At 52.0% G+C, this 12,641-nt stretch carries 12 protein-coding genes; 8 read left to right on the top strand and 4 right to left on the bottom strand.

Annotated features, from left to right (window positions below; all coding sequences use genetic code 11):
* The first annotated feature begins 101 nt into the window (after positions 1–101).
* Entirely contained in the window at positions 102–773 is a 672-nt protein-coding gene (gene ung, locus VNQ80_RS15860; protein ID WP_325640411.1) for a uracil-DNA glycosylase, read from the top strand.
* A 9-nt stretch (positions 774–782) separates the two neighbouring features.
* On the opposite strand, the gene VNQ80_RS15855 is transcribed toward ung, so the two are convergent.
* Positions 783–1,253, bottom strand: a complete 471-nt coding sequence (locus VNQ80_RS15855; protein WP_325640409.1) for an Lrp/AsnC family transcriptional regulator — start codon at positions 1,251–1,253, stop codon at positions 783–785.
* A 291-nt stretch (positions 1,254–1,544) separates the two neighbouring features.
* Between VNQ80_RS15855 and sufB the strand changes: the two genes are divergently transcribed.
* The 3 genes from sufB to sufD are packed head-to-tail and all read left to right on the top strand — an operon-like array spanning position 1,545 to position 5,144.
* Positions 1,545–2,996 carry a Fe-S cluster assembly protein SufB gene (gene sufB / locus VNQ80_RS15850; RefSeq protein ID WP_325640407.1) on the top strand — a complete coding sequence of 484 codons (1,452 nt, stop codon included), beginning with the start codon at positions 1,545–1,547 and terminating at the stop codon, positions 2,994–2,996.
* Positions 2,997–3,030: 34 nt separating this feature from the next.
* Positions 3,031–3,783 (top strand): Fe-S cluster assembly ATPase SufC, encoded by a 753-nt coding sequence (sufC, locus tag VNQ80_RS15845; RefSeq protein WP_325640405.1) that lies wholly within the window; start codon positions 3,031–3,033, stop codon positions 3,781–3,783.
* Between the two features lie 14 nt (positions 3,784–3,797).
* Complete coding sequence (gene sufD / locus VNQ80_RS15840) at positions 3,798–5,144, top strand: Fe-S cluster assembly protein SufD (protein ID WP_325640403.1); 1,347 nt, start codon at positions 3,798–3,800, stop codon at positions 5,142–5,144.
* A 40-nt stretch (positions 5,145–5,184) separates the two neighbouring features.
* Here the strand turns inward: sufD and VNQ80_RS15835 are convergent, their stop codons facing one another.
* Positions 5,185–6,735, bottom strand: coding sequence for an NAD(P)/FAD-dependent oxidoreductase (locus VNQ80_RS15835; RefSeq protein ID WP_325640401.1), 1,551 nt, complete (start codon positions 6,733–6,735; stop codon positions 5,185–5,187).
* 99 nt (positions 6,736–6,834) lie between these two features.
* On the opposite strand from VNQ80_RS15835, the gene VNQ80_RS15830 reads away from it, so the two are divergent.
* Genes VNQ80_RS15830 through VNQ80_RS15815 form a run of 4 tightly spaced genes read left to right on the top strand, consistent with a single transcriptional unit; the run spans position 6,835 to position 9,852 of the window.
* Positions 6,835–7,416, top strand: a complete 582-nt coding sequence (locus tag VNQ80_RS15830; RefSeq protein ID WP_325640399.1) for a LemA family protein — start codon at positions 6,835–6,837, stop codon at positions 7,414–7,416.
* Positions 7,417–7,464: 48 nt separating this feature from the next.
* Positions 7,465–7,905: a TPM domain-containing protein gene (locus VNQ80_RS15825; RefSeq protein ID WP_325640397.1), complete on the top strand. Its 441-nt coding sequence runs from the start codon at positions 7,465–7,467 to the stop codon at positions 7,903–7,905.
* Positions 7,889–8,695, top strand: a complete 807-nt coding sequence (locus tag VNQ80_RS15820; protein WP_414693005.1) for a TPM domain-containing protein — start codon at positions 7,889–7,891, stop codon at positions 8,693–8,695. The genes VNQ80_RS15825 and VNQ80_RS15820 overlap by 17 nt, the downstream gene beginning before the upstream one ends.
* A 29-nt stretch (positions 8,696–8,724) precedes the next feature.
* Entirely contained in the window at positions 8,725–9,852 is a 1,128-nt protein-coding gene (locus VNQ80_RS15815; protein WP_325640394.1) for a TlpA disulfide reductase family protein, read from the top strand.
* 64 nt (positions 9,853–9,916) lie between these two features.
* Here the strand turns inward: VNQ80_RS15815 and pfkA are convergent, their stop codons facing one another.
* On the bottom strand, positions 9,917–10,894 hold the full coding sequence (gene pfkA, locus VNQ80_RS15810; RefSeq protein ID WP_325640392.1) for a 6-phosphofructokinase: 978 nt from the start codon (positions 10,892–10,894) through the stop codon (positions 9,917–9,919).
* Positions 10,895–10,910: 16 nt separating this feature from the next.
* Complete coding sequence (locus tag VNQ80_RS15805) at positions 10,911–12,614, bottom strand: protein-disulfide reductase DsbD family protein (protein ID WP_325640390.1); 1,704 nt, start codon at positions 12,612–12,614, stop codon at positions 10,911–10,913.
* Positions 12,615–12,641 lie beyond the last annotated feature (27 nt).

Below are 12,641 nucleotides of genomic sequence, written 5' to 3'. Positions count from 1 at the left end.
TGATATAAATTCGCCTTAAAACCTAGGCAAATATCCGTTTATTTCAGCGCTTTATCAACTGGCCACAGGTACATTTTACAATAAAGTGTATTTTTGTCGCTATGAGTGTACAATTGGAATCCGGTTGGAAAGCGGTGCTGGGGCCCGAATTTGAGAAGCCCTATATGCAGGAGCTCAAACAGTTTTTAGTGATGGAAAAACGGGAGCATACGGTTTATCCGCCCGGCAACCTCATCTTCAACGCCTTTAACCATACCCCGTTTGACGAGGTGAAGGTGGTGATACTGGGGCAAGACCCCTATCACAACGTGGGGCAGGCGCACGGCCTGTCTTTTTCCGTGCCGCCGGGCGTGGGTATTCCGCCTTCATTGCGCAATATGTATCAGGAACTAGCCACGGATATTCCCGGATTCAACGTACCGAATCACGGCGACCTCACCGCGTGGGCCAACCGCGGGGTACTCCTGCTCAATGCCACGTTGACCGTCAGGGCTCATACTGCCGGTTCACATCAAGGTAAGGGGTGGGAGGCGTTTACTGATAAGGCGATCGCCGAATTGTCTGCCGGCAGGCAGGGAATTGTATTCCTTTTGTGGGGTAGATACGCCAAAAACAAAGCGGCACTCATCGACCACCGTCGGCACCATATCCTCACCGCTGCCCACCCATCGCCGTTTTCAGCCCACCATGGTTTCTTCGGATGCAAGCACTTCTCCAAGGCGAACGCATTTTTGGTGCAGCAGGGGCTTGAGCCTATCGACTGGCAGGTGTAACTCAGGCTCTTAGTATTCCATCGGAACGATGGGTTCTTTCTTGCTTGTAGACATGATCATCATGGTCTGGAACGTTTTCACAAAGGGAATCTTGCTGATTTTTTCCATGATGACGGCTTCATAAGCTTTGATGTCTTTTACATATACCTTCAGCATAAAATCACATTGCCCCGTAACGTGGTGGCACTCGGTTACCTCCTTGATGTTTTTAACGGCTTCGACGAATTCCGGGATGGCGTTGTGCGTGTGAAAGTCGAGCGATATCTGGATGAACGATTTGATGCCCAGCCCGAGTTTCTCTTCGTCAACGAAAGCATGGTAACTTTTGATATATCCAGAATTTTCGAGCTTACGCACGCGTTCCAGCGTCGGGGCGGGTGAGAGCCCGATGCTCGATGCCAATTGCAAGTTGGTAATCCTGCCGTTTTCCTGCAGGAGCTTCAAAATTTTAAAGTCGGTTTTATCGGGCTGAAATGGCATATTTCAACGATTTGGATATGAACTATTCTTCGACGGTACTATTGCCAAATTATATTTGGCAATAGTACGGTTTATTTTCCATATTGTTTGTTTAAAAATGCGGTCAGCCCCACTTCCGTAACGAATCCTGTTCATTATCACCGATTTGTAAAAATACAAAAAGCACGTCCATTCCCCGAAATGAACCGGGAATACACGAGGTTTATTGCCACTTTAATCGTAACTTTGCATCTCGGAAAAGCCGGGCAGAACGCCCGGTACTTATTGATTGACCCGTTGCGGAGGAATGTTATGAGTACAAAAGATGACGCGTTATTAAAAGAGCTCGCGCTCGAAGAATATAAATACGGATTTTCAACGGATATCGAAATGGATATTGCCCCCAAGGGGCTTAACGAAGATACCGTACGGTTGATTTCTGCCAAGAAGAACGAGCCCGAATGGTTGCTGGAGTGGCGGCTGAAGGCGTTGAAACATTTTCTACAGATGGAAATGCCCACCTGGCAGAACTTCGAAAATCCCGATGTTGATTTCCAGGATATCTCGTATTATGCCGCACCCAAGGCGAAGCCCAAACTGAATAGTTTGGACGAGGTGGACCCTGAGCTGCTTTCCACATTTGCGAAACTGGGCATCCCGCTCGACGAACAGAAAGTGTTGGCTGGCGTAGTGGCGGTAGATGCGGTATTCGATAGTGTCTCGGTCAAAACCACGTTCCGTGAAAAGCTGAAAGAACAGGGCATTATTTTCTCTTCTTTCGGCGAAGCCGTACAGGAACATCCCGAGCTGGTGAAGCAATACCTCGGTACGGTGGTGCCGCAGACAGACAATGTATACGCTGCGCTGAACTCGGCGGTTTTTTCAGACGGGTCTTTCGTATATATCCCCAAAGGGGTACGTTGCCCCATGGAGCTCTCTACCTATTTCCGTATCAATGCGGAAAATACCGGACAGTTTGAACGTACGCTGATCATCGCCGACGAAGGGTCGTATGTAAGCTACCTGGAAGGATGTACCGCGCCGATGCGCGACGAGAACCAGATGCACGCTGCTGTCGTGGAATTAATTGCACTGAAGGATGCCGAGATCAAGTATTCGACCGTGCAGAACTGGTATCCCGGCGATAAGGACGGCAAAGGCGGGATCTACAACTTTGTCACTAAACGGGGTATCTGCAAGGGCGACCATGCCAAAATCTCCTGGACACAGGTGGAAACAGGCTCGGCCATCACCTGGAAATATCCCGGCGTTATCCTGAAGGGAGACCATTCCGTGGGTGAATTTTATTCGGTGGCGCTTACCCGCAACAAGCAGGTAGCCGATACAGGCACCAAAATGATTCACTTGGGTAAAAACACCCGGAGTAAAATCATATCGAAGGGTATCTCGGCCGGCGTGAGTCACAATAGCTACCGCGGGCTTGTGAAAATCGGTCCTGGGGCCGACAATTCGCGTAATTTCACCCAATGTGACTCACTGTTAATCGGTGATCGCTGCGGAGCGCATACCTTCCCTTATATCGAAAACCGGAACAAGACGGCCACACTCGAACACGAGGCAACGACGTCTAAGATCGGTGAAGACCAGCTGTTCTACCTTACGCAGCGCGGTATAGACCCCGAAAAGGCCGTCGGATTGATTGTGAACGGGTATGCCAAAGAGGTGCTGAACCAGTTGCCCATGGAGTTTGCCGTAGAGGCGCAGAAGCTATTAGCCATATCGCTTGAAGGAAGTGTAGGCTAATCATTTAATCGAAAGAAGAGTAGCGAATATTATCATGTTAAGTATTAAGAATTTACACGCATCAGTAGAAGATAAAGCAATATTAAAAGGCCTCGACCTCGAAGTGAAGGCTGGCGAAGTACATGCCATCATGGGCCCCAACGGCTCGGGGAAGAGCACGCTCGGCAATGTATTGGCCGGCCGGGATGCTTATGAAGTAACCGAAGGGGAAGTGCTGCTGGACGGCATAGACCTGTTGGAGCTTTCGCCCGAAGATCGTGCGCGTGAGGGTGTGTTTTTGGCGTTCCAGTATCCTGTGGAAATACCGGGCGTATCCAATATCAACTTCCTGAAAACGGCGTTGAATGAAATACGTGCTTACAAAGGGCTGCCGCCGGTAGAGGCTCGGGAATTCCTGAACAAGGTCAAGGAGAAACAGCAATTGGTGGAGTTTGATGCCAAGCTGGCCAACCGCTCGTTGAACGAAGGGTTTTCCGGCGGTGAGAAGAAGCGCAACGAGATCCTGCAACTGGCCATGCTGGAGCCTAAGCTGGCCATTTTGGACGAGACCGATTCGGGCTTGGATATCGACGCCCTCCGCATCGTGGCACGGGGCGTAAACCAGCTGCGTACGGAAAACAATGCGTTTGTCGTCATTACGCACTACCAGCGGTTATTGGAGTACATTGTGCCCGATTTTGTGCATGTGCTTTATAACGGCCGTATCGTCCGTTCGGGTACCAAGGAACTTGCGCTGGAGCTGGAAGAGAAGGGGTACGACTGGATCAAAGAGACAGTCGGTGCCTAAACAACGGTTTTTGAATGAGGAAAGGAGATGCTATGTTGGATGAAGTGGCTACAGGTACCATGATTACACAAACGAGTGATTCACTATATACGCAATTGGTTAAAACAGCCGGCGAGCGCTTGTCGTCCGGAACGTCAGGATCGCTAGGCGAAATCCGCAAGCAGGCGCTGGAACGTTTCAAAGCTACGGGTTTCCCTACAGTAAAAAACGAGGATTGGAAATATACCAATGTACAGCCATTGGTCAACCGGGCGTACGCATTGGAGGCCGAAGAACTTTCGGGGGGAGCGGCGTGGGAAAAAGCACGTATTCCCGAGCTCGATGCCCATCGCGTGGTGTTGGTAAACGGACAATACAGCAGCGAGTTGTCGTCTGTGGAAGCGATTGCCGGCCTGCAGGTTATGCCCATCGAGCAGGCTTTCGAACGACTGTGCTTTGCCAAATATTTTACGGCTTTTGCCGATAAAACGGATAACCCGTTTGTGGCGTTGAATACAGCTTCATTTACATCGGGGCTTTTTATCGAGGTCGGAAAGAACACCCAGCTCCAAAAGCCTATCCACGTGATCCACGTGGCGGCATCAGCCAGCCCACTGTTCAGCCAACCCCGTAACCTGTATGTGATGGGTGCTTTTGCCGAAGCGGAGATCATCGAGTCGTTCGTAACGGACGATGCCGCCGAACGCAGCCTGAGCAGCCACGTTACCGAGATCATGGTGCGCGAAAATGCAAAGCTGCAACATTACTACCTGCAGGTCGCCGGCGAACAGAGCAGTTACATCAACCACACGGAAGTACACCAAGAAAAGCATAGCCTGTATAACAATTACAATTGCTCGTTTCCTGGTGCAGCATTCGTGCGCAACAACATCAATGTTCGGCTGGGCGACAGCGAAGTTGAGAGCCATTTGTATGGCATCGCCCTTACGGCAGACAACCAGCTTGTCGATAACCACACCATCGTGGACCACATGAAGCCGCATTGCGAGAGCTACGAGTGGTACAAGAACATTACGCAGGATACCTCAACCGCGGTGTTCAACGGAAAGATATTCGTACGTCTTGATGCGCAGAAGACGAATGCTTTCCAACAGAACAACAACATGCTCATCGGCGAGAAGTCGGCAGTATATACCAAGCCACAACTGGAGATTTTTGCCGACGACGTAAAATGTAGCCATGGGTGTACCATCGGCCAGTTTGATAACGAAGCGTTGTTTTACCTGCGGTCGAGGGGCATCAGCGAGGCTCAGGCTAGGGTACTGCTGATCCATGCTTTCGCGTTTGATGTAACCAGCCGCTTCGCCAACGATACCGTACGCCAGTACGTGGAGCATCTGGTGGAAGAGGGGTTGCAGTAAGTACTGATGTAGGCGGCAATGTAGTGTCGGCAATTGTTTTTCAAAGGTTTTTTAGCATGATCGCATCCGCGCAATTCATCCCATCGATCGCTGCCGATACGATCCCGCCCGCGTACCCTGCTCCTTCGCCACACGGATACAGCCCTTTCAACTGCGGATGTTGCAGCGTGGCCCGGTCTCGCGGTATACGCACGGGCGACGACGTGCGCGACTCCACGCCGACAAGTATCGCCTCATTGGTATAATAACCCTTCATTTTCTTGCCAAACACCGGAAGCGCTTTCCTTAGTGCGTCATGGATAAAAGGGGGCAATACCTCGGTAAGTGGCACACTCTTGGTGCCCGGCTTGTACGAGTTGACCGGCAGGGAACTGGATAACCTCCCTTCTACGAAATCCACCATACGCTGGGCCGGGGCTACCAGGTTGCCGCCACCTAGCACGTAGGCACGCTCCTCCACCTCGTGTTGGAAGTCCATCAGCGCAAACGGATATCGTGCCACCTGTGGAACATCTTCCAAATTCACCTGTACCACCGTTCCCGAATTGGCGTAGGGATTGTTGCGTTTGGAGGGCGACCAGCCGTTCACCACCACTTCGCCCTTATCGGTGGCGCAGGGTGCGATAATGCCACCCGGACACATACAGAAGGAAAATACGCCCCGCTCATCCACCTGCTCCACCAAGCTGTAATAAGCCGGAGGCAGGTGTTCGCCGCGCACCGCGCAGTGATACTGGGCTTGGTCGATGATTTCCTGTGGGTGCTCGATGCGCACCCCTAACGCGAAAGGCTTGGGCTCCACGAGCCACTGTTTACGGTGGAACAACTCAAACATATCGCGAGCGGAATGCCCGGTTGCCAGGATTACATGGTCGGCCATGAGTTGCGCGCCAGAGGCAAGCTCAACTCCGCTAACGTTGCCTCCCTCCTGCAGGATGTCGGTGACCCTGCTATTGAAATGGATTTCGCCGCCATGATCCAGAATGGTTTGACGCATGCGCTGGATAATGTGCGGTAGCTTGTTCGTGCCTATATGGGGGCGGGCATCCACCAAGATGTCTTCGGTGGCGCCGTGGGCTACAAAGACATTCAGTACCTGCTGCACATCGCCCCGCTTATTGGATCGGGTATAGAGCTTGCCATCTGAATATGTACCGGCTCCGCCTTCGCCGAAGCAATAGTTCGAATCCGGGTTTACCATACCGTCTCTATTTAATATAGCTAGATCGCGCCTGCGTTCCTGTACATTTTTTCCGCGCTCCACCACAACCGGACGAAGTCCTTTTTCCAAGCAACGTAATGCGGCAAACAAACCCGCGGGACCGGCACCCACGATGATAACGGGTGCTGCGGCTGCTACATTGGCATAGTCAACATGCAAATTGTCGGGTGCAGGTGGTTCATCGATATAAAAGAGGACACGCAGCCGGAATACCACACGTTTGCCGCGCGCATCGATGGAACGCTTGCGGATTTTCAAGCCTTTAATTCGTTCAGGCGCAATATGAAGTTTCATTGCACCTTCCCGAAGAAGATGCGTTTCGTCTGAGATCCGCTCGGGGAGAACGCTTAATTCGAGTTCTTGCTGCATGTAATGATGTCGGGTTTTTATCCCGAAGTGTAACAAAGGTATAAATTTTGCAATCAAAGTGTTAAATTAGTGGCAACAATGCATTTAAAATCAATCAATATGAAGAGAAGATTATTCGTGGCAATGGTGGGTCTTTTTGCCGCCATGTCGTTCAGCTCCTGCGGTTATAACACGCTTGTGAACCTCGAAGAAAATGTGAAAGGCAAATGGGCACAGGTAGAGAATGCCTATCAACGGCGGGCTGACCTGATCCCCAACCTCGTCAATACCGTGAAGGGTGCGGCGAACTTCGAACAGGAGACCCTCACACAGGTTATCGAAGCGCGGGCAAAAGCATCATCGGTCACCGTAGATCCCGAAAACCTGACACCCGAAGCGATCCAGCAGTTCCAGCAGTCGCAAGATGCGCTGTCGCAGTCACTGGGCCGCCTGTTGGTGACGGTGGAACGCTACCCGGAACTCAAGGCCAACCAGAATTTCCTGGAATTGCAGGCACAGCTGGAAGGTACCGAAAACCGTATCAGCACAGAACGTAGGGCGTTCAACGAAGCCACGCAGGAGTACAACTCGTCGGTAAGGCGGTTCCCCAACAACATTACTGCCGGTCTTTTCGGGTTCAAGCAAAAAGGCTACTTCACTGCGGAAGCAGGGGCCAATCAAGCGCCCGAAGTACAGTTTTGAGACATCAGACATCAGACATGAGACTTAAAAATGGATAGTTAGCGGGTTATGGAGCAGTTTACGGAAGAACAACAAGAGCAGATCGTACATGCTATCCAGGTAGCGGAAAGCCATACATCGGGCGAAATACGCCTAGCGGTGGAACCCCGATGCAAAGGTGAGCCGATGGATCGGGCAGCCGTATACTTTCACCGATTGGGGATGGATAAAACGGCATTGCGGAACGGCGTACTGATTTATATGGCTACGGACGATCACCAGTTCGCCATTATTGGAGACACTGGCATCCATGCGAAAGTAGCCGATGGCTTTTGGGAGGAAACCAAAGAGCTTATGCTTGGGTATTTCAAACAGGGCGACTTGGTAACGGGACTGACCGAGGGAATTAAACATGCTGGGAAGCAGCTGCAGCACTTCTTTCCTAGGCAAGATGACGATGTGAACGAGCTGCCTAATGACATAGCATTCGGCAATGGTAAAGACGATTAACTGTTTCAAAATAACCCTATGTTGTGCGTTGCTACTTGCCGGTGTGGCAAGGACGTCTGCACAGGATTTTCCGGCAACCCCCAATAAGTTGGTCAATGATTATACCAATACGCTCTCAGCTACCGATGTGGACCGGCTGGAACGTAAACTGGTTGCTTTTGACGATAGCACATCCACGCAGATCGCGGTGGTTGTGATGCAATCTACCGGACAATACGACATTGCCGACTACGGCGTACGGTTGGCACAAAAGTGGGGCATCGGTGGTGCAGCGCACGATAATGGCATCCTACTGCTGGTCGCATTGGGAGACCGTGCCGTGACCATACAAACCGGTTACGGGGTGGAGGGCGCAGTGCCCGATGCGATAGCCTACCGGATTATCGAGAACGAAATCAAGCCCCCATTCCGGCAGGGAGATTATTTTACAGGTATCGACCGGGCCACCGATGCCCTCATTGCTTACACCAAGGGTGAGTATAAAGCGCCACCCAAGAAAGAGCAGGGCGAGGGTGGCGGCTTTGGCTCACTCATTTTGATTGTGGTCATTGTCACCGTAGTTATTGCGCTGTCCGGTCGTGGTGGCGGTGGTGGCGGCGGCAGGGTAATGGGAGGGCGTGGCGCTTCCGACTTGCTGTGGTGGACAATGTTGAGCGGTATGGGCCGCGGTGGTCGCGGTGGCGGCTTCGGTGGTGGTGGATTTGGAAGTGGCGGCGGCTTTGGCGGTGGAGGTTTCGGAGGTTTTGGCGGTGGCGGCTTCGGCGGTGGTGGAGCCAGCGGAAGGTGGTAAGCTTGGATTAGCAGTTAAAGAGAGAAATAATGAAGAAATTAGTTTTGACGGTTGTGGCGGCATTGCCGCTAGCGGGACTGGCGCAGGAGGATTTTACAGTCACAGCAAAAGTAGGTGCCCTCAATGCACCAGCAAAAGCATATCTAACCTATCGGACAGCAACAGGCACAATGGTGGATTCGGCTACGGTGGCCGATGGAGCATTTAAATTTCACGGCACGGTCGCTGAACCATCGCGGGCGTTGGTACTGCTTGCTCACGACGGAGGCGATATCCGCGAGATGGAAGACCCCGATCGGGTGGAACTCTATCTGGAAAAGGGGGCCATTCATGTTACTTCCGATGACTCGCTGGTCAATGCGTCGGTAAAAGGTGGTGCAGCGAACAAAGACTTCACTGCGTACCGCGAGCGAGTTGCCCCCCAGCTTGCGAAGATGGAGAGCCTGATGGCACGGTTTTTTGCAGCACCGGACGAGCAAAAACAAGACCCGGCTTTCATGCAAGGATTGCAGGCGGAGGCCCTAGCTATTGAGGAAGAACAGAAAGGTGTGGATTTCAATTATATCAGCGAACATCCATCCAGCTTGGTGAGCCTCGATCTACTCTTGCCGCATGTAGAGTCGGGCCCTGCGGAGGAGGTCGAAACCGCATTCAGCAAATTGTCAGCAGCACTTAAGAATTCAGCTAAAGGAAAGGCAATTGCAACCCAGCTGGAAACTACGAAACGGTTGGACATCGGTGCTATCGCCCCCGACTTCAGCCAACCCGATACCACCGGCGTACCGATTGCGTTATCTTCGCTGCGGGGTAAATACGTATTGGTTGATTTCTGGGCAAGTTGGTGCGTGCCGTGCCGGCACGAGAATCCAAACGTCGTTGCAGCTTACCAGGCCTTTAAAGACAAGAATTTCACTGTGTTTGGTGTGTCGCTCGACCGTCCCGGCGCAAAAGATGCTTGGCTGAAAGCTATCGAAACCGATGGGTTGCAGGATTGGCCACACGTATCCGAATTGAAATGGTGGCAGTCGGATGTGGTGCAGCTATACGCCATCCAGGGGATTCCAGCCAATTTCCTGCTGGACCCCGACGGGAGGATTATCGCGAAAAACCTACGGGGAGCGGATCTCCATACGACGCTGGCCGAGTTGCTTGAATAGCAAAGCAAAACAAATAACGCCCCGGTTCTTGAGCCGGGGGCGTTCCTGTTATGTTCCCTGTCAATTACAGCGATAGGATATCGACGATGCGTAGTAGGTTATCGTTAACGGTTCCGATGTGTTTGATCGCTTTACTGAATGGTGTAAACGCCGCCTCGCCATGTATCAGGCCAGCCATTTCACCGCGGCGACCTTCCAGAAGCGCTTCCACCGCCACGACCCCTAAGCGGCTTGCCAGCACCCGATCCATGCAAGAAGGGCTCCCTCCCCGTTGAATATGCCCTAGGATCGAAACACGCATGTCGTAATGAGGGAAACGCTCTTTGATGCGCTCGGCTACTGCGAACGCACCGCCTGCATCATCCCCTTCGGCTACGATAATGACCCGCGAGGCTTTATTCTTACGTGTGCGGTCTAAGCGGTCCATCATGGCCTCGTAATCGACCTTGTTTTCTGGGATAAGCACGCACTCCGCTCCAACACTGATACCCGACCGCAGGGCAATGAGGCCGGAATCACGGCCCATCACCTCCACCACGAATACGCGATCGTGCGACTCGGCGGTGTCGCGGATTTTGTCTACGGCGTCGATAACCGTATTGATGGCCGTATCGTAACCGATGGTAAAGTCGGTGCCCACCAAGTCATTATCAATGGTGCCGGGTAGGCCGATGATGGGGATGTTGTGCTCTTCAATGAATTTTGAAGCCCCGGTAAAGGTACCGTCGCCACCGATGGCGACTAAACCATCGATCTCGCGTTTCTTCAGGTTGTCGTAGGCACGCTGACGACCTTCTACCGTGCGGAATTCTTCGCTTCGTGCCGTTTTGAGAATGGTGCCGCCACGTTGGATAATGTTGGCAACCGATTTGGCATCCATTGAAAAAATATCGTCATGGACCATGCCGTCGTATCCCCGGCCGATACCAAACACGTTTAGGTTATAGTACAGGCCGGTACGGACTACTGCACGGATGGCTGCATTCATCCCCGGGGCATCGCCTCCAGACGTGAATACGGCAATGTTCTTGATGTTACTCATACGTTATTGTTGACTATTAGTTTGTTTTATGTTGCTCATAGGCAGCGATCCCGCTGTCTAAAAAATTAATGTAATGCGGTATATCTTCTTTGTACGCTTGGGCAGGTATCAACTGGTTCCCATCGTTATCTACAACCACGTAGTAAGGCTGCGCATTGGTGCCGAATCGCGACGCTTGAAGATCCGACCATTTCTGGCCTACCCGCCGTATTTTCTTTCCGCTGAATGAAGATACATAGTGCTCCTCGGGGGCCAGCTCCGTCCGGTCGTCTACGTATAGCGATACGAGGATGTAGTCTTCCTTCAACCGCTTCAGTACCTGAGGGTCTGGCCATACCGACTCTTCCATTTTCCTGCAGTTCACACAGCTCCACCCGGTGAAATCCAACAGCACGGGTTTATCTACCTGTCTGGCGTATTCCAATGCTTGGTCATAGTCATAGAACGCATCGATACCGTGCGGGGCGTGGAAAACATCACCGTATTTTTTTACGATACCACTGCTGGCCTGCGGTGTTTGGCCCAGCCCGAGTCCCACTTGGTGCAAATTGAAGTCCTGCGTGGGCGACGGGGGTAGCCACGCGCTCAGCGCTTTCAATGGAGCGCCCCACATGCCGGGCACCATATACACCGTAAACGATAGCACCATTATGGCAAAAAATAATCGTGGAATGGAAATGAAGGACACATCGCTATCGTGCGAGAATTTCAATTTGCCCAGCAAATAAAGGCCGAATAGGCCGAATATGACAATCCAGATGGCCAAGAACACTTCCCGGTCTAGGATACCCCAATGGTAGGCAAGGTCCACGTTCGACAAAAACTTGAACGCCAGCGCAAGTTCAAGGAAGCCCAATGAAACCTTTACCGTGTTGAGCCACCCGCCCGATTTCGGCATCTCCTTCAGTAACGAAGGGAAGAAGGCGAATATCATGAAAGGTATCGCTAAAGCTACCGAAAAGCCCAACATACCAATGGCCGGCCCCAACAAGGCGCCTTCGGCCACGGCCTCTACCAAAAGGTAGCCAATAATGGGACCCGTACACGAAAAGGACACCAACGCGAGCGTAAACGCCATGAAAAATAGCCCGAGGAAACCACGCTGGTTCGACTTTGAGTCCATCTTATTGATAAACCGCGAGGGCAGGGTGATTTCAAATGCTCCCAAAAAGGAAATGGCGAAAACGATGATGATCAAGAAGAATAATAAGTTGAACCACGCGCTGCTCGCCGCTTCGTTGAGTGCAGATGCACCGAAGATAAGGGTGACCAGCATACCCAGTGCCACGTAAATGACAATGATGAAAAGACCGTATAGCAGCGCATTGAAAATGCCTTTAGTCCGCGTGCCGCTCTGTTTAGTGAAATAGGAGACGGTAAGGGGCACCATTGGATAGATGCAGGGCATCAGAAACGCTGCGAACCCACCGATAATGCCGGCGATGAAAATCCCCCAAAGCGTTTGTGGGCTGCCGCCATTGCTTTGGTTAAGCGTGCCACCGCCCGCTGCCAACTCAGGTTGCTCCGGGGAGGTATCCGCCGTGTCCTGCCCATCACTGAATACCACATCGTCAGGCACTTCGATGTATGCTGATGATGTATCCTGGCCGTCAGAAAACTCAACGTCACTGAAATCAAACAGGGAGTCTTGCGCCATCACGTGGGGGATGACTGCCAAAGCAACACCCCAAACCACCAACGTAAGAAAGATTTGTCTCATGTATCCGATAAAAGTTGCAAGCGTTAC

The organism is Parapedobacter sp. (assembly GCF_035556095.1).
GTDB lineage: Bacteria > Bacteroidota > Bacteroidia > Sphingobacteriales > Sphingobacteriaceae > Parapedobacter.
Note: the sequence above shows the minus strand (reverse complement) of the source record. Positions and strands in the feature narration are given on the sequence as shown.